Source organism: Kitasatospora sp. Xyl93 (genome assembly GCF_055383135.1).
On sequence record NZ_AP029185.1, the window covers coordinates 4455846 to 4473087 of the forward strand.

The following is a 17242-nucleotide window of genomic DNA, read 5'->3' on the forward strand; positions in this document are numbered from 1 at the left end:
TCATGGGTGGAACGTTGACTATTCGGCACAGGAAGAGATCGGATGTTAGTACTGCTTCGGCGTGGAACGCGTTCTGGGATTGACTGTGTCGGGCACGTTGTTGGGTCCTGAGGGAACGGAAACGTTGTCTCAGAGCTGGCCTCACTTGAGGTGGTCTTCGGATCGTCGAGGGTGGGTGACTGGTCGTTGTTTGAGAACTGCACAGTGGACGCGAGCATCTGTGGCCAAGTTTTTAAGGGCGCACGGTGGATGCCTTGGCACTAGGAACCGATGAAGGACGTGGGAGGCCACGATAGTCCCCGGGGAGCCGTCAACCAGGCTTTGATCCGGGGGTTTCCGAATGGGGAAACCCGGCAGCCGTCATGGGCTGTCACCCACTGCTGAACACATAGGCAGTGTGGAGGGAACGCGGGGAAGTGAAACATCTCAGTACCCGCAGGAAGAGAAAACAACCGTGATTCCGGGAGTAGTGGCGAGCGAAACTGGATGAGGCTAAACCGGAATGGTGTGAGACCCGGCAGGGGTTGCCGTTTCGGGGTCGTGGGATTTTTCTTGACCGGTCTGCCGGCCGGTCGGCGAGTCAGAAACCGTATGGGTAGTCGAAGGACATGCGAAAGGTCCGGCGTAGAGGGTAAGACCCCCGTAGACGAAATCTGTACGGCTCGTTTGAAGAACTCCCAAGTAGCACGGGGCCCGAGAAATCCCGTGTGAATCTGGCGGGACCACCCGCTAAGCCTAAATATTCCCTAGTGACCGATAGCGGATAGTACCGTGAGGGAATGGTGAAAAGTACCGCGGGAGCGGAGTGAAATAGTACCTGAAACCGTGTGCCTACAAGCCGTGGGAGCGTCGTTCACGTCTTCGGACGTGGGCCGTGACTGCGTGCCTTTTGAAGAATGAGCCTGCGAGTTTGCGGTGTGTAGCGAGGTTAACCCGTGTGGGGTAGCCGTAGCGAAAGCGAGTCCGAATAGGGCGGTTGAGTTGCATGCCCAAGACCCGAAGCGGAGTGATCTAGCCATGGGCAGGTTGAAGCGCGGGTAAGACCGTGTGGAGGACCGAACCCACCAGGGTTGAAAACCTGGGGGATGACCTGTGGTTAGGGGTGAAAGGCCAATCAAACTCCGTGATAGCTGGTTCTCCCCGAAATGCATTTAGGTGCAGCGTCACGTGTTTCTTGCCGGAGGTAGAGCACTGGATAGGCGATGGGCCTTACCGGGTTACTGACCTTAGCCAAACTCCGAATGCCGGTAAGTGAGAGCGTGGCAGTGAGACTGTGGGGGATAAGCTCCATGGTCGAGAGGGAAACAGCCCAGAACACCGACTAAGGTCCCTAAGCGTGTGCTAAGTGGGAAAGGATGTGGAGTCGCAGAGACAACCAGGAGGTTGGCTTAGAAGCAGCCACCCTTGAAAGAGTGCGTAATAGCTCACTGGTCAAGTGATTCCGCGCCGACAATGTAGCGGGGCTCAAGCACATCACCGAAGTCGTGTCATTGCAGCATTAAGGGCCAACGCCTGCTGTGATGGGTAGGGGAGCGTCGTGTGCCGGGTGAAGCGGCGGTGGAAACCAGTCGTGGACGGTATACGAGTGAGAATGCAGGCATGAGTAGCGATACAAGAGTGGGAAACTCTTGCGCCGATTGACCAAGGGTTCCTGGGTCAAGCTGATCTGCCCAGGGTAAGTCGGGACCTAAGGCGAGGCCGACAGGCGTAGTCGATGGACAACGGGTTGATATTCCCGTACCCGCTTTGAAGCGCCAACGCTGAACCTCTTGATGCTAAGCCCGTGAAGCCGGCCTGGAGTCTTCGGACGAAGGGACGTGGTGGAGCCGGTGACCCAACGGGGTAGTAGGTGAGCGATGGGGTGACGCAGGAAGGTAGTCCAGCCCGGGCGGTGGTTGTCCCGGGGTAAGGGTGTAGGCCGTGAGGTAGGCAAATCCGCCTCACATGAAGGCTGAGACCTGATGCCGAGCCGATTGTGGTGAAGTGGATGATCCTATGCTGTCGAGAAAAGCCTCTAGCGAGTTTCATGGCGGCCCGTACCCCAAACCGACTCAGGTGGTCAGGTAGAGAATACCGAGGCGTTCGGGTGAACTATGGTTAAGGAACTCGGCAAAATGCCCCCGTAACTTCGGGAGAAGGGGGGCCATTCCTGGTGATGGGTCTTGCACCTTGAGCTGGGGGTGGCCGCAGAGACCAGCGAGAAGCGACTGTTTACTAAAAACACAGGTCCGTGCGAAGCCGTAAGGCGATGTATACGGACTGACGCCTGCCCGGTGCTGGAACGTTAAGGGGACCGGTTAGCTTGGTTTCGGCCAGGCGAAGCTGAGAACTTAAGCGCCAGTAAACGGCGGTGGTAACTATAACCATCCTAAGGTAGCGAAATTCCTTGTCGGGTAAGTTCCGACCTGCACGAATGGCGTAACGACTTCTCGACTGTCTCAACCATAGGCCCGGTGAAATTGCATTACGAGTAAAGATGCTCGTTTCGCGCAGCAGGACGGAAAGACCCCGGGACCTTTACTATAGCTTGATATTGGTGTTCGGTTCGGCTTGTGTAGGATAGGTGGGAGACTGTGAAGCAGCAACGCCAGTTGTTGTGGAGTCGCCGTTGAAATACCACTCTGGTCGTGCTGGATGTCTAACCTGGGTCCGTGATCCGGATCAGGGACAGTGTCTGGTGGGTAGTTTAACTGGGGCGGTTGCCTCCTAAAGGGTAACGGAGGCGCCCAAAGGTTCCCTCAGCCTGGTTGGCAATCAGGTGTTGAGTGTAAGTGCACAAGGGAGCTTGACTGTGAGACTGACGGGTCGAGCAGGTACGAAAGTAGGGACTAGTGATCCGGCGGTGGCTTGTGGAAGCGCCGTCGCTCAACGGATAAAAGGTACCCCGGGGATAACAGGCTGATCTTCCCCAAGAGTCCATATCGACGGGATGGTTTGGCACCTCGATGTCGGCTCGTCGCATCCTGGGGCTGGAGTAGGTCCCAAGGGTTGGGCTGTTCGCCCATTAAAGCGGTACGCGAGCTGGGTTTAGAACGTCGTGAGACAGTTCGGTCCCTATCCGCTGTGCGCGTAGGAGTGTTGAGAAGGGCTGTCCCTAGTACGAGAGGACCGGGACGGACGAACCTCTGGTGTGCCAGTTGTTCTGCCAAGGGCATGGCTGGTTGGCTACGTTCGGGAGGGATAACCGCTGAAAGCATCTAAGCGGGAAGCCTGCTTCGAGATGAGCACTCCCACCTCCTTGAGAGGGTAAGGCTCCCAGTAGACGACTGGGTTGATAGGCCGGATATGGAAGCCCTGTGAGGGGTGGAGTTGACCGGTACTAATAGGCCGAGGGCTTGTCCTCAGTTGCTCGCGTCCACTGTGTTGTTCTGAAACAACGACCCGCCCGTGTCCACGGGTGTGCGGTTGACAGTTTCATAGTGTTTCGGTGGTCATAGCGTGAGGGAAACGCCCGGTTACATTCCGAACCCGGAAGCTAAGCCTTACAGCGCCGATGGTACTGCAGGGGGGACCCTGTGGGAGAGTAGGACGCCGCCGAACAATCATTGCTGAAGAACCCCTGGTCCCATCGGATCAGGGGTTCTTTGCTTTTCCGGTGTCGTATCGTCGGATCATGGACGATCAGACAGCGGTCACTGCGAACGATGTGCTCCGGCCCGAGCAGCGCGACGGCGCCCTGCGTGTTCTGGCGGAGGCCCAAGCCGTGGACGGTCGGGCCGCTGTGTCCGAGCAGGGCCGGCTCCGGCTGCGGAACGCGGAGACCCCGCGACCGGGGGTCCGCCACCTCGTCGAGACCGGAGCCGGCGCCGTCCTCGGCTACGGCCAGCTCGAAGTGCCCGAGAACCCGGCGGCGAACCCCGCCGCCGAGCTGGTGGTCGACCCGGCGGCCCGCGGCCGCGGTCTGGCCCGCCCGCTGGTGGACGCCGTCCTGGCGCAGGCCCATCGGGCGGGGCGTGACGCGGTGGACTTCTGGGTGCACGGCGGCCACCCGGCGGCCCGGCACCTGGCCGGGGCGTACGGCGCCGAGCTGGTCCGCGAGCTGCGGCAGATGCGCCGCACCGGCCGGCAGGCGGAGGCGGTGGCCGTCCCCGAGGGCTTCGAGCTCCGCACCTTCCGCCCGGGGGAGGACGACGCCGAGTGGCTGCGGCTGAACGCCCTCGCCTTCGCCCACCACCCGGAGCAGGGCGGCTGGACCGGGCAGGACCTGGCCGAGCGGGTCGCCGAGCCCTGGTTCGACCCGGCCGGCTTCTTCCTCGCCACCCGTGAGGGCAGGGTGGTCGGCTTCCACTGGACCAAGGTGCATCCGGCCACCGCCACCGAGCCCGAACTCGGCGAGGTGTACGTGGTCGGCGTGGACCCGGCCGAGCAGGGCAGCGGCCTCGGCCGCGCGCTGACCGCGGCGGGCCTGCGCCACCTGACCGGCACCGGCCCCGGCGAGCGCGGACTGGACACCGTTCTTCTCTACGTCGACGCCGACAATCCGGCCGCCGTGCGGGTATATGAACGACTGGGGTTCACCGTTCACGAGGTGGACCTCATGTACCGGGCCCGGTACCGGGCCGACCGGCCGTCCTAGCCGCTGCGGGGAGCGGCCGGGAGGGCCCCCGAGCGGTCGCGGGCGAGGGACGGGACGGCGACGCCCCTTGCCCCGACCGACTCAGCTTTCCTCCTGGCCATGCGGTGTTTACCGTGGATTCAATTGCTGCCGCGAAGATCACAGGATGAAGTCCGTAGTGTCTCGCTCGTGCAGAGTCGACCGCCACGCACCGGCCGGTCCTGTACGGACCGCGCCCGGAGGGTGGGTGTTGTCCCCGGGGGCGACCCGGAGCGGGGGCGACGGCCCGCAGAGCCATACGTGTCCGGACGCCGTCCCGCTGCTGGAGGAGCTGGAGCCCATGAGCATCCCCCGCCCCGTCTCTGCCCCGCTGTCGCCCACGGCCCGGATGTCCAGCGCGCTGGGCATTCCGCCGGAGCTGCCGGCCACGGACGAGGAGGAGTTCGAAGCGCTGCCGCAGGGCCGCTTCCTGGACCGCGAGCGCAGTTGGCTCGCGTTCAACGAGCGGGTGCTGGAGCTGGCCGAGGACTCGGGCATCCCGCTGCTGGAGCGGGCGAAGTTCCTGGCGATCTTCGCGAGCAACCTGGACGAGTTCTTCATGGTCCGGGTGGCCGGCCTGAAGCGCCGGATCGCCACCGGCGTCGCCCAGCGCAGCGCCTCGGGCCTCCAGCCGCGCGAGGTGCTGGACCTGATCTGGACCCGCTCGCGCGAGCTGATGGCCCGTCACGCCGCCGCGTTCCAGCAGGAGGTGCTGCCCGACCTGGCCGCCGAGGGCATCGAGGTGGTCCGCTGGTCGGAGCTGGCGGAGAAGGAACAGGCCCGGCTGCACACGCTGTTCCGGCAGAAGATCTTCCCCGTGCTGACCCCGCTGGCGGTGGATCCGGCGCACCCCTTCCCGTACATATCGGGGCTCTCGCTCAACCTGGCCGTCGTGGTGCGCAACCCGGTCTCCGGCCACAAGCACTTCGCGCGCGTCAAGGTGCCGCAGTCGCTGGCCCGCTTCCTGGAGGCCTCGCCCCAGCGGTACGTCCCGCTGGAGGACGTCATGGGCGCCCACCTGGAGGAGCTCTTCCCGGGGATGGAGGTGCTGGCCCACCACGCCTTCCGCGTCACCCGCAACGAGGACCTGGAGGTGGAGGAGGACGACACCGAGAACATCCTCAAGGCCCTGGAGAAGGAGTTGATGCGGCGGCGCTTCGGCCCGCCGGTGCGGCTGGAGGTCGAGGAGTCGATCGACCCGTACATCCTGGACCTGCTGGTGCGGGAGCTGAACATCACCGAGGCGGAGGTCTTCCCGCTGCCCGGGCCGCTGGACCTGACCGGGCTGTTCGGGATCGCCGAGCTGGACCGTCCGGAGCTCAAGTACCCGAAGTTCGTGGCCGGCACGGCCCGCGGGCTGACCGACGTCGAGTCGGCCTCCCAGCCCGACATCTTCGCCGCGATGCGCGAGCGCGACGTCCTGCTGCACCACCCGTACGACAGCTTCTCCACCTCGGTGCAGGCCTTCCTGGAGCAGGCCGCCGCCGACCCGGACGTGCTGGCGATCAAGCAGACCCTGTACCGCACCTCCGGCGACTCGCCGATCGTCGACGCGCTGATCGACGCGGCCGAGTCCGGCAAGCAGGTGCTGGTGCTGGTCGAGATCAAGGCGCGCTTCGACGAGCAGGCCAACATCAAGTGGGCCCGCAAGCTGGAGGAGGCCGGCTGCCACGTGGTGTACGGCCTGGTCGGGCTGAAGACGCACTGCAAGCTCTCGCTGGTGGTCCGGCAGGAGGGCGACACCCTGCGCCGCTACTCGCACGTCGGCACCGGCAACTACCACCCGAAGACGGCCCGGCTGTACGAGGACCTCGGTCTGCTCACCTCCGACCCGCAGGTCGGCGCGGACCTCTCGGACCTGTTCAACCGGCTCTCCGGCTACTCGCGCCGCGAGTCCTACCGCCGCCTGCTGACCGCCCCGCGCGGCCTGCGCGACGGGCTGGTCTCGCGGATCCACAACGAGATCGCCCACCACCGGGCGGGCCGTCCGGCCCACGTGAAGCTCAAGGTCAACTCGATCGTCGACGAGGCCGTGATCGACGCGCTGTACCGGGCCTCCCAGGCCGGGGTGCCGGTGGACGTCTGGGTGCGCGGGATCTGCGCGATCCGCCCGGGCGTGCCGGGGCTGAGCGAGAACATCCGGGTCCGCAGCATCCTGGGCCGCTTCCTGGAGCACTCCCGGGTCTTCGTGTTCGGCAACAGCGGCGATCCGGAGGTCTGGATCGGCAGCGCCGACATGATGCACCGCAACCTGGACCGGCGGATCGAGGCGCTGCTGCGGATCACCGATCCGGCGCACCGCGCCGAGCTGTCCGGGCTGATCGACCTCGGGATGTCGGACGAGACCGAGTCCTGGCACCTGGGGCCGGACGGCGCGTGGACCCGCCACTCGCTGGACGCCGAGGGCCGACCGCTGCGACACGTCCAGGACCTGCTGATCGACTCGCGCCAGCGCCGTCGGGCCGCCACCTCGCGCTGACGCGTCCACCGATGCGAAGCCGCCGGGACAGCTGCCCGCGAGACTCCCGAGGGCAGCTGTTCCGGCGGTCGGCCGCCAGCTCCGGGGACCGCCCGGGGGAACGGGGATCTACCACGCCATGACCGAAGCGCCGATGACGGCCCAGGCGGCCGCCACAGCGACCGCCGGGGACATCCTTTCCCGCCACCTGACCGCCCAGGCCGGCGCCTTCCTGCGCGCGCTGCCGCTGGCGGTGGGCGAGGTCGGCGCCAGACCCGGGACGGCCGCGCTGGTCCCGTCGGCCGGTACCTCCGACCTGCTGCGGGCCGTCCGGCGGATCGGCGGGCTGCTGCACACCTTCGGCCCGGTCTTCGAGCAGACCTGGGCGCAGGAGTCGCGCACCGAGCTGCGCTGGCTGCTCAACCTGCTGGCGCTGGAGCCCGGCTACGTCCGCCGCTCGGCCCGGCTGCTGGGCGCGCTGGACTCGCTGAGCGGCAGCGACCCGGACGGGACCGGCATGCTGGCCGGCCACGCGGGCGCCCCCAAGGCGCGGGCGCTGCTGGACCGGCAGCTGACCCTGGCCCGGACCAGGGCGCACTCCACGGTGCTGCAGGAGCTCCGCTCAGCCCGGCTGCACGCGCTGGCGGACCGGATGACCCTGCTGGTCGGCGACGCGCCGCTGCTGGAGTCGGCGGGCGGCCGGGCCCCGGCGGTGCTGCTGCCGCAGGCCGCCGCCGCCTTCGCCGCGCTGTCCGCGGGCGCCCAGCAGCTGCCGCTGCGGCGGGCCGCGACGCCGTACGGCGGGGACGGGCTGCGCCGGCTGGGCGCGGTGCCGCCGTCCCGGGGGGCGACGGACGCGGACACCGCGCTGGCGGCCGACGACGCGCCCTGGGCCCGGCTGCGGATCCTGGTGAAACGGGCCCGGTACGCGCTGGAGGTGTGCGGCCGCCCGTCCTCCGAGCTGGACGGGCTGGACGCGGTGCTGGCCAGGCAGCAGGAGGCGGCCGACGCCGCGGTCACCGCCGCCACCGCGGCGCGGACCCCGCGGATCACCCCGGCGACCGCGTACGTGCTGGGCGTGGTGCACGCCGACCAGCGGCTGGAGGTGGAGTCGGCCCGGTACGCCGTCGGCCGCCGCTGGCCCGAGCTGCCGTCCGGCCCGGACGGCTGGCTGGAGCTGGTCCCGGCCGACGCCTGGGGGCTTCCCGCCGCACCCGGGACGGTCTGAGGTGGACGAGCGCCCGGGCACCGACCGGGCGGCGACGGGGACCGCCGCCGGGACGGGGCACGCCCCGGTGATCCTGGCGGCCGGGGCGGTGCTGTGGCTGCCGGGCCGGCCGAAGAAGGGCGGACGGCTGGGGCGGCCGCGGATCGCGGTGATCCACCGGCCCAAGTACGACGACTGGAGCCTGCCGAAGGGCAAGCTCGAACCCGGCGAGGGGCCGGTCGACGCGGCGCTGCGCGAGGTCCGGGAGGAGACCGGCTTCCACTGTCTGCTGGGCCCGGAGCTGCCCACCCAGCACTACCGGGTGCAGGGCCGCCCGAAGGAGGTCCGCTACTGGTCGGCGGTTCCGTCGAGCGGGTCCTTCCGGCCGAACCGGGAGGTGGACCGGCTGGAGTGGCTGCCGGCCGGGAAGGCCCGCGCGCGGCTCACCCAGGACCAGGACCGGTTGCTGGTCGACGCGCTGCTGGCGGTCCTGGGGGCGCGACCGGTGCGGGCGGCCGGGGCCGCCCCGGTGAAGGAACGGTGGAAGTGATCTCCCCGCGCCCTTGCCGTGACGCAACCGTTACTACCTGACGTAGTTTCCTGTCATCCGTTCGAGGTTCACTCGCCGTTCACTTGCGACCGGCTGTCGTGTCACCTGCCCGGCCTAACTTCGGGACCACCGGAGGGCCGCACGGGCCCCGGACCACAGCAAAACCCCTGCTGGGCCGTACCCGTACGGCCCGTGCGAGGGCAATGCCACAGAAAGGGACACCCCTGTGAAGCTCCAGCGGAACGGCCGCTCCAAGGCCCTCGCGATCGGTGCCATGGCGCTCGTCAGCTCGCTGTCGCTCGCCGCCTGCGGATCGGACAACAACAACAACACGACCGCGACCGGCGGTACCAACGGCTCCACCGCGGCCGGCGCCGCGATCAACTGTGGCAAGGCCGGTTCGCTGATCGCCGCCGGTTCCACCGCCCAGGGTGCGGCGATGGACGTCTGGAAGACCAGCTTCGCCGCCGCCTGCTCCGGCAGCACGATCAACTACCAGGGTGGCGGCTCCGGCGCCGGCATCCAGCAGTTCAACCAGGGCAAGATCCAGTTCGCCGGCTCCGACTCGGCCCTGAAGCCCGCCGAGATCGAGGCCTCCAAGGCGGTCTGCACCGGCGGCCAGGGCATCGACCTGCCGATGGTCGGCGGCCTGATCTCGCTGGTCTACAACATCGACGGTGTCGACAACCTGGTCCTGGACGGCCCGACCTCCGCCAAGATCTTCGACTCGCAGATCACCAAGTGGAACGACCCGGCGATCGCCGCCCTCAACCCGGGCGCCAAGCTGCCGGACGCGGACATCCAGACCTTCCACCGCTCGGACGACGCCGGCACCACCGAGAACCTGACCAAGTACTTCGCCGCCGCCGGCGGCGGTGCCTGGACCTACCCGGCCGGCAAGGCCTGGGCGGCCAAGGGCGGCCAGTCGGCCAACGGCAGCGCCGGCGTCTCGGCCCAGGTGAAGCAGGTCAAGAACTCGATCAGCTACGTCGAGCTGGCCTACGCCCAGACCAACAGCCTGAAGAGCGCCGCGATCAACACGGGCGCCTCCAAGCCGGTCGCGGCCACCGCCGAGAACGCCGCCACCACGATCGCCAAGGCCCAGGCCGCCGGCACCGGCAGCGACCTCGCGCTGAAGCTCGACTACGCGACCAAGGAAGAGGGCTCCTACCCGCTGGTCCTCATCACCTACGAGATCGTCTGCGACAAGGGCAACAAGGCCGAGACCCTCGAGACCCTGAAGTCCTTCCTGACCTACACGGCCAGCGACGCGGGCCAGAAGGCCGTCGGCGAGAAGGGCTACGTCCCGCTGCCGAAGGCCGTGACCGACAAGGTCAACGGCGTCATCGCCACCCTGGCCTGACCCGACAGGACCCCCGGTGGGGCGGCCCCGTGAGCGAGGGGGGCCGGGGCCGCCCCACCGGAACGCACCACACCCAGCACCACGTCCGGGGCACCGCCGCCATGGTGCCGTCCCCCTTCCCGGGGCGGCACCACCAGACCGGAGTAGACCAATGACTTCATCCTCCCCTGCCGCCCCGCGAGGCAGGGAACGCCGGCCGCGCGACAGCCGGGTCGGCGACAAGATCTTCATGAACCTCGCCCGGGGCTCGGGCATCCTGCTGCTGGTCATCATGGCCGCCATCGCGGCGTTCCTGACCTGGCGGTCGGTCCTCGCCCTGAGCACCAACGAGGGCAACTTCCTCACCAGCTTCGAGTGGACGCCGGACGCCCCGAAGCCCGTCTTCGGCATCGCCGTCCTGGCCTTCGGCACCGTCGTCAGCGCGGTCATCGCGATGGCGATCGCCGTTCCGGTGGCCATCGGGATCGCGCTGTTCATCTCGCACTACGCGCCGCGCCGGATCGCCCAGCCCTTCGCCTACCTGGTCGACCTGCTCGCCGCCGTCCCCAGCATCGTCTACGGCCTCTGGGGAGCGCTCTTCCTGGTGCCGCACCTGGACGGCCTGAACAGCTGGCTCAACGAGTACCTGGGCTGGACCTACGTCTTCGACCAGACCAGGACCGGGACCCCGCGCAACCTGTTCACCGTCGGCATCCTGCTGGCCATCATGGTCCTGCCGATCATCACCGCGGTCTCCCGCGAGGTGTTCCGCCAGGTGCCGCGGATGCACGAGGAGGCGGCGCTCGCGCTCGGCGCGACCCGCTGGGAGATGATCCGCACCGCGGTGCTGCCGTTCGGCCGCCCCGGCATCATCTCGGCCTCGATGCTCGGCCTCGGCCGCGCGCTCGGCGAGACCATCGCGGTCGCGGTGGTGCTGTCCGCCAGCAACGTCCTGTCGCTGCACATCCTGGACGCCGGCGGCGGCACGTTCGCGCAGAACATCGCGCTGAAGTTCAACGAGGCCGGTGACAACGGCCGCGACGCGCTGATGGCCTCCGGCCTCGTCCTGTTCGTCATCACCCTGCTGGTGAACGGTGCCGCGCGAATGATCATCGCCCGCCGCAAGGAGTACTCGGGGGCCAACGCATGACCGTCACCGCCGTCGTCGAGGACGCCCGGCCCGTCGGCCGTCCGCTGACCGCCAACCGCCTGCCCAAGTGGGCCCCGGCCGCCGTCGCCGCCGGCTCGATCGCGCTCGGCTGCGGGATCGGCCTGGCCGGCGGGCTGGCCAGCCACCTCCAGTGGGGCCTGATCTCGGCCGTGCTCTTCCTGCTGGTCGGCTACGCCCTCTCGGCCAGGGTCGAGGGCCGCCGGCAGGCCAAGGACCGGCTCGCCACCTCGGTGGTCTGGGTCGCCTTCATCCTGGCCGTCGTCCCGCTGGTCGCCCTGTCGTTCTACACCGTCCAGCAGGGCATCGACGTGGTCGACGGGAACTTCCTGGGCCACTCCATGAAGGGCGTGATCCAGTCCGGGCCCGGCGGCGGCATCTACCACGCGCTGATCGGCACCCTGGAGCAGGTCGGCCTGGCCACCGCGATGGCCGCCCCGATCGGTCTGCTGACCGCCGTCTACCTGGTCGAGTACGGCCGGGGCAGGCTCGCCAAGGCGGTCACCTTCTTCGTCGACGTCATGACGGGCATCCCGTCGATCGTCGCCGGTCTGTTCGTCCTCTCGCTCTGGAACCTCGCCCTGGGCTTCGGCTACTCCGGCTTCTCGGGCAGCCTCGCACTGGCCATCCTGATGATGCCGGTCGTGGTCCGGTCCACCGAGGAGATGCTGAAGCTCGTCCCGAACGAGCTGCGCGAGGCCTCGTACGCGCTCGGCGTGCCGAAGTGGAAGACCATCCTGCGGATCGTCCTCCCCACCGCGATCGGCGGCATCACCACCGGTGTGATGCTCGCGGTCGCCCGCATCACGGGCGAGACCGCCCCGGTGATGATGCTGGTGTTCGGCGCCGACTACATCAACAACAACCCGTTCGACGGACCGCAGCAGTCCCTGCCGATGTACATCTGGACGCAGTACTCGCAGGTCAACAACGACTTCGGCTACGCCCGTGCCTGGGGCGCGGCGCTGGTGCTGATCGCCTTCGTGATGGGGCTCAACCTCGTCGCCCGGGGCATCGCGCGCTGGCGCTCGCCCAAGGGCGGACACTGAGCGACCGACTGACGTACGAGACAGACGAGAGAAGCAAACGATCATGGCCAAGCGCATCGACGTCAGCGGACTGTCGGCCTTCTACGGCACCACCAAGGCCATCGAGGACATCTCGATGAGCATCGAGCCCCGTTCGGTCACGGCCTTCATCGGCCCCTCCGGCTGCGGCAAGTCCACCTTCCTGCGGACCCTCAACCGGATGCACGAGGTGATCCCGGGCGCCCGGGTCGAGGGCAAGGTCCTCCTGGACGACGAGAACCTGTACGCCTCCAACGTCGACCCGGTCGCCGTGCGCCGCTCGGTCGGCATGGTCTTCCAGCGCCCGAACCCGTTCCCGACCATGTCGATCTACGACAACGTGATCGCCGGTCTGCGGCTCGCCGGCGTGAAGAGGAAGTCCGTGCTGGACGAGGTGGTGGAGCGCTCGCTGAAGGGCGCCAACCTCTGGAAGGAGGTCCACACCCGGCTGAACAAGCCCGGGGCCGGCCTCTCCGGCGGTCAGCAGCAGCGCCTGTGCATCGCCCGCGCCATCGCGGTCGAGCCCCAGGTCCTGCTGATGGACGAGCCCTGCTCCGCGCTCGACCCGATCTCGACCCTCGCCATCGAGGACCTGATCGGCGAGCTGAAGGAGCAGTTCACCATCGTCATCGTGACCCACAACATGCAGCAGGCGGCCCGCGTCAGCGACCGCACCGCCTTCTTCAACCTGGCCGGCGTCGGCCAGCCGGGCAAGCTGATCGAGCTGGACGACACCCAGCGGATCTTCTCGAACCCGCAGGTCCAGGCGACCGAGGACTACATCTCCGGCCGCTTCGGCTAGACCCGGCCCCGGCACGGGCGGCGCCCCGGGCGCCGAGGAGCGTGACGGACCGCGAGCTGTCCCGTGGTGCTGCATGGCGGTGCCGCCGCGGGACATGGAAAAGGGCCCGCCCCCGAGATGTGGGGGCGGGCCCTGCCCGTTCGCCGGTCCTGCGGGGGCGTCAGCCCCAGAACAGGTGGACGAACCAGTACACCAGCGCTGCGACGATGGCGGCCGCCGGCATCGTGATGAACCAGCCGAGCACGATGTTCTTCGCGACGCCCCAGCGCACCGCGCGGATCCGCTTGGTCGCGCCCGCGCCCATGATCGCCGAGGTGATCACGTGCGTGGTCGAGATCGGCGCCTTGAAGACGAACGACGTGATGTACATGACGGTCGAGGCGGTGGCCTCGGCGGCGAAGCCCTGCGGCGGGTCCAGCTCGATGATCTTGCGGCCCAGGGTCCGCATGATCCGCCAGCCGCCCGCGTAGGTGCCCAGCGAGAGCATGGTCGCGCAGGAGATCTTCACCCAGACCGGGATCCCGTTGCCGGCCTGGTGGCCGGAGATGGTCAGGGCCATGACCACGATGCCCATGGTCTTCTGGGCGTCCTGGAGGCCGTGCGCCAGGGCCATCGCGGCGGCCGAGGCGGTCTGGGCGACCCGGAAGTTGCGCTTGGCCCGGTGCGGGTTGGCCCGGCGGAAGATCCACAGGATCGCCAGCATCACCAGGAAGCCGCCGACCAGGCCGACCACCGGCGAGACGATCATCGGGATGACGATCTTCTCGAGGACCCCGCTCCAGATCACGTCGACGCCGCCGGCCAGCGCCGCGCCCACCATGCCGCCGAACAGCGCGTGCGAGGAGGAGGACGGGAGGCCGAAGTACCAGGTGACCAGGTTCCAGGCGATCGCCCCGACCAGGGCGGCGAACAGGATCGCCATCCCCTGGTTGCCGCTCGGCGTCTCGATGATCCCCTTGGAGACGGTGTGCGCCACCCCGCTCCCGAGGAACGCGCCGGCCAGGTTCATCACCGCGGCCATCGCCAGCGCCGCCCGGGGGGTGAGCGCCCGGGTGGAGACCGAGGTGGCGATCGCGTTCGCCGAGTCGTGGAAGCCGTTGGTGTACGTGAAGAAGAACGCAACGCCGATGACGGCGATGAGTGCTGCCATGTCCACGAGGGTCAGGACTCCTTGACGGCGATGGTCTCCACCGTGTTGGCGACGTGCTCGAAGGCGTCCGCCGCCTCCTCAAGGACGTCCACGACCTGCTTGAGCTTGAGGACCTCGATGGCGTCGTACTGACCGGAGAACAGGTGGGCGAGCAGCTTGCGGTGGATCTGGTCGGCCTGGTTCTCCAGCCGGTTGACCTCGATCCAGTACTCGGTGAGGTTGGACATGCTGCGCAGGTTGGGCATCGCCTCGGCGGTGAGTTCCGCGGCGCGCGCCAGTACCTCGATCTGCTGCTCGATGCCCTTCGGCAGGGTCTGGATGTCGTAGAGGACGACCAGGTCGACGGCCTCCTCCATGAAGTCCATGATGTCGTCCAGCGACGAGGCGAGGCTGTAGATGTCCTCGCGGTCGAAGGGCGTGATGAAGGACGAGTTCAGCTGGTGGAAGACGGCGTGGGTGGTGTCGTCCCCGGCGTGCTCGGCGGCGCGCATGCGCTCGACGATCTCCGCACGGGCCGACACGTCTGATCCCAGCAGCTCCAAAAGGAGCTTCGATCCGACGACGAGGTTCTCCGCCGCGGCGGCGAACATGTCGTAGAAGCTCGTCTCCTTCGGGGTCAGGCTAAAACGCACGGAAATCTCCGATGTGCGGGGTAGGGACTGAACGATGCTAGGTGCAACCAAGCGCAATCACGCAAACGGGGTGTCGGGGAAGGAGCCGGAACCTCCCCTTCCGTTCGACTGCCGCACCGGGTGATCCGGCGCACCACCACGTGGGGGCGCGAGACCCCAGTCTGACGGAACCTCGCCCGGATTGTCCCCGTCGTGCGCACGGAAGAGCGGGGCGCCGCTCAGACGGCTCAACCGGCGGGCACCCGTCCACCGGGCCCCGCGGCACATGCCGGGTCGGCCGTCGGAACACCACGGAAGGCCCCGGTGTTGGACACTGGTGGCCGACGCAGCCACCAGGCACTGAGACGAAGGCGGGGCCGATGACCACGACGCAAGCGCGCACCGAGCCGGAGCACGCGCAGGGGACCGACCCCCACGCCGGCCCCGCTCCGGCGGGGCACCACGGCCCGCACGGCTACAGCGCGCAGAAGGACGCCCACCTCAAGCGGCTGCGCCGGATCGAGGGCCAGGTCCGCGGCCTCCAGCGGATGGTCGACGAGGACGTCTACTGCATCGACGTGCTCACCCAGGTCTCGGCCAGCACCAAGGCGCTGCAGTCCTTCGCGCTCTCCCTGCTGGAGGAGCACCTGCGGCACTGCGTCGCCGCGGCCGCCGAGGAGGGCGGCGCCGAGCTGGACGCCAAGGTGGCGGAGGCCACCGCCGCGATCAGCCGCCTGCTGCGCAGCTGAGCCGACGGGCCGTCCGCGGCTCCCCGGCCGTCCGCCGCTCCCAGGCCGTCCGCCGCGCCGGGGCCGTCGTCGCGGGGGCCGGCTAGCCGTCGGCCTCCCGGTCGGCCCGGCCGGGCTCGGTCCGGTCCAGCAGCACCTCGTCGATCCGCTCGGTCGGCAGCCGGTCGCCGGAGCTGGCCGTCGCGGCGATCATCAGCTCGCCGGCCAGATCGATCTCGTCGAGGGCCGCGTCGTCGTGGCCGCCGCTGCGGCCGCCCGTGGACGACACCACCTGCACCACCCCTTCAGTGCCTCGCCAGCCCGGGCGGCAGCCACCCGGAGTCCAGCCTAGGCACTTCGGGGCCCGTCCACATGGCACGGACGGGCCATCTCGGCGCCGCCGAAACGGGTGGCCGTCGCTCCCCGGACGGCCACCCGCTCCGGCCGCACCCCGTCTCGCCCCGGCGCCGGGGCGCTGCCCCGGCCGTCCAGGGCCTGTCGGACCCGCCCTACTTCGGGCTCTCCGTGGGCTTCACCTGGTAGATGTCCGAGGCCGCGGGCTCGGCCGCCTCCACCGGCCCGCCGAAGTCCCGTAGCGAGGTCGTCGACGTCACCTTCACCTGGTCCTTGGGCTCCTTGGACCCGGCGACCCCGGCGAAGGTGAACACCTCGACCACCTTGTGCAGCCGGCCCTGGTCGTCCAGCCAGACGTCGTACGGGACCTCCTTGACGGTGAAGGTCTGCCCGCCCATCCGCAGGCCGTCACCGCCCCGGCCGCCCGTCGCGTCGGCCGCCTTCGCGAGGTCCAGGGTGCCCCGGTAGTGGTGCAGCGCGACCCCGTCGACGGTCTCGGTGCCCACCGCCTCCGCCTTCTGCGCCCCGCGCAGCGCCCCCGCCGCCGAGGCCGGGTCGGTGGCGCCGCTGCTGACCAGGTTGCCGTCCGGCAGCTGGCGCACGTCCAGCTTGACCCACTTGCCCTCGGGCACCTTGGCGCCGCTGTTCTGGAGGTAGACGGTGCCCGGCAGCACCACCTCGACGATCTTCCCGGTGGTCGCCGCGCCCGGCGGCACCTGGATCTCCAGCCGGCCGACCCGCTTGACGTAGTCGTAGCCGCCGGTGCCGCTGAACGAGGCCTTCTTCTCCGCGGACTCGGTGACCAGTTCGGTCGCGGTGCGCGCGGAGCCGGTGCGGCCGGTGATGTCGGCGGCGTTGCGCACCGCCGTCAGCGGATCCGCGGCGAGCTGGTCGGGGGCGCCCGACTGCTGGTCGGAGGAACCGCCCCCGGCGCCGCCGGAGCAGCCGGCGGCCCCCGCCGCCAGGGCGGCGGCGAGCAGGGCGGCCCCGGCCGCCGAGCGCAGGTGCGGACCCGGACGGCGTGCCGGCCGTCCGGCGCGCTGCTGGTCGGTCATCTTCATCCTCGCGAGAACCCCCTCGGGCCCGACTGCCCCGCCGGCCACCACCGGGTGGGCAGAGCTCTTTCCGGGCAAACGAGTTGGGGCGCCAGGGGTTACGCAGGACCGGAGCTCCGGGCGCGTCGCGCAGCGGGCGTCCGGCGCGTTACGGTG

Annotated in this window: 13 protein-coding genes and 2 rRNA genes; 11 read left to right on the plus strand and 4 right to left on the minus strand. The window is 68.8% G+C overall.

The annotated features are described in order from the left end of the window. The first annotated feature begins 222 nt into the window (after window positions 1-222). From ACZ5GH_RS19985 to pstB, 10 genes are all read left to right on the plus strand, one after another. Window positions 223-3343, plus strand: a 23S ribosomal RNA gene (locus ACZ5GH_RS19985). A gap of 80 nt (window positions 3344-3423) precedes the next feature. After that, window positions 3424-3540: ribosomal RNA gene (gene rrf / locus ACZ5GH_RS19990) — 5S ribosomal RNA — on the plus strand. A gap of 73 nt (window positions 3541-3613) precedes the next feature. Next, the gene (mshD, locus tag ACZ5GH_RS19995) at window positions 3614-4576 is read left to right on the plus strand and encodes a mycothiol synthase (protein ID WP_387760456.1); all 963 of its coding nucleotides are present in this window, start codon (window positions 3614-3616) and stop codon (window positions 4574-4576) included. Window positions 4577-4721: 145 nt separating this feature from the next. Beyond that, on the plus strand, window positions 4722-7073 hold the full coding sequence (locus tag ACZ5GH_RS20000; protein WP_387760457.1) for an RNA degradosome polyphosphate kinase: 2352 nt from the start codon (window positions 4722-4724) through the stop codon (window positions 7071-7073). Between the two features lie 118 nt (window positions 7074-7191). Then, complete coding sequence (locus ACZ5GH_RS20005; RefSeq protein ID WP_464334931.1) at window positions 7192-8280, plus strand: CHAD domain-containing protein; 1089 nt, start codon at window positions 7192-7194, stop codon at window positions 8278-8280. Between the two features lie 67 nt (window positions 8281-8347). After that, window positions 8348-8809 (plus strand): NUDIX hydrolase, encoded by a 462-nt coding sequence (locus ACZ5GH_RS20010; protein ID WP_387760515.1) that lies wholly within the window; start codon window positions 8348-8350, stop codon window positions 8807-8809. Window positions 8810-9035: 226 nt separating this feature from the next. Beyond that, window positions 9036-10172: a phosphate ABC transporter substrate-binding protein PstS gene (gene pstS, locus ACZ5GH_RS20015; RefSeq protein ID WP_401116810.1), complete on the plus strand. Its 1137-nt coding sequence runs from the start codon at window positions 9036-9038 to the stop codon at window positions 10170-10172. A 151-nt stretch (window positions 10173-10323) separates the two neighbouring features. Beyond that, a complete protein-coding gene (pstC, locus tag ACZ5GH_RS20020) occupies window positions 10324-11301 on the plus strand; it encodes a phosphate ABC transporter permease subunit PstC (protein WP_387760460.1) in 978 nt (325 codons plus the stop codon). Continuing rightward, a complete protein-coding gene (gene pstA, locus ACZ5GH_RS20025) occupies window positions 11298-12368 on the plus strand; it encodes a phosphate ABC transporter permease PstA (RefSeq protein ID WP_464334932.1) in 1071 nt (356 codons plus the stop codon). Before pstC ends, pstA begins: the two co-directional genes overlap by 4 nt. Window positions 12369-12411: 43 nt before the next feature. Continuing rightward, a complete protein-coding gene (gene pstB, locus ACZ5GH_RS20030) occupies window positions 12412-13188 on the plus strand; it encodes a phosphate ABC transporter ATP-binding protein PstB (protein WP_387760462.1) in 777 nt (258 codons plus the stop codon). Window positions 13189-13348: 160 nt separating this feature from the next. On the opposite strand, the gene ACZ5GH_RS20035 is transcribed toward pstB, so the two are convergent. Next, window positions 13349-14344 (minus strand): inorganic phosphate transporter, encoded by a 996-nt coding sequence (locus tag ACZ5GH_RS20035; RefSeq protein WP_401116805.1) that lies wholly within the window; start codon window positions 14342-14344, stop codon window positions 13349-13351. Between the two features lie 5 nt (window positions 14345-14349). Beyond that, window positions 14350-14970 (minus strand): DUF47 domain-containing protein, encoded by a 621-nt coding sequence (locus ACZ5GH_RS20040; RefSeq protein WP_030059626.1) that lies wholly within the window; start codon window positions 14968-14970, stop codon window positions 14350-14352. Between the two features lie 359 nt (window positions 14971-15329). Here ACZ5GH_RS20040 and ACZ5GH_RS20045 point away from each other — a divergent pair, with 359 nt between their 5' ends. After that, complete coding sequence (locus tag ACZ5GH_RS20045; RefSeq protein ID WP_464334933.1) at window positions 15330-15698, plus strand: metal-sensitive transcriptional regulator; 369 nt, start codon at window positions 15330-15332, stop codon at window positions 15696-15698. Window positions 15699-15780: 82 nt separating this feature from the next. Here the strand turns inward: ACZ5GH_RS20045 and ACZ5GH_RS20050 are convergent, their stop codons facing one another. Together ACZ5GH_RS20050 and ACZ5GH_RS20055 are read right to left on the minus strand one after the other, a co-directional pair. After that, on the minus strand, window positions 15781-15969 hold the full coding sequence (locus tag ACZ5GH_RS20050) for a hypothetical protein (protein WP_387760465.1): 189 nt from the start codon (window positions 15967-15969) through the stop codon (window positions 15781-15783). Window positions 15970-16186: 217 nt separating this feature from the next. Further along, window positions 16187-17086, minus strand: coding sequence for an SCO4651 family lipoprotein (locus ACZ5GH_RS20055; protein ID WP_387760466.1), 900 nt, complete (start codon window positions 17084-17086; stop codon window positions 16187-16189). Window positions 17087-17242 lie beyond the last annotated feature (156 nt).

What these genes read in the sequence shown, in the direction of transcription:
- mshD (WP_387760456.1), top strand. Translation starts at nt 3,614, where the DNA reads ATGGACGATCAGACAGCGGTCACTGCGAACGATGTGCTCCGGCCCGAG.
- ACZ5GH_RS20000 (WP_387760457.1), top strand. Translation starts at nt 4,722, where the DNA reads ATGAAGTCCGTAGTGTCTCGCTCGTGCAGAGTCGACCGCCACGCACCG.
- ACZ5GH_RS20005 (WP_464334931.1), top strand. Translation starts at nt 7,192, where the DNA reads ATGACCGAAGCGCCGATGACGGCCCAGGCGGCCGCCACAGCGACCGCC.
- pstC (WP_387760460.1), top strand. Translation starts at nt 10,324, where the DNA reads ATGACTTCATCCTCCCCTGCCGCCCCGCGAGGCAGGGAACGCCGGCCG.
- pstA (WP_464334932.1), top strand. Translation starts at nt 11,298, where the DNA reads ATGACCGTCACCGCCGTCGTCGAGGACGCCCGGCCCGTCGGCCGTCCG.
- pstB (WP_387760462.1), top strand. Translation starts at nt 12,412, where the DNA reads ATGGCCAAGCGCATCGACGTCAGCGGACTGTCGGCCTTCTACGGCACC.
- ACZ5GH_RS20045 (WP_464334933.1), top strand. Translation starts at nt 15,330, where the DNA reads ATGACCACGACGCAAGCGCGCACCGAGCCGGAGCACGCGCAGGGGACC.
- ACZ5GH_RS20055 (WP_387760466.1), bottom strand. Translation starts at nt 17,086, where the DNA reads ATGACCGACCAGCAGCGCGCCGGACGGCCGGCACGCCGTCCGGGTCCG.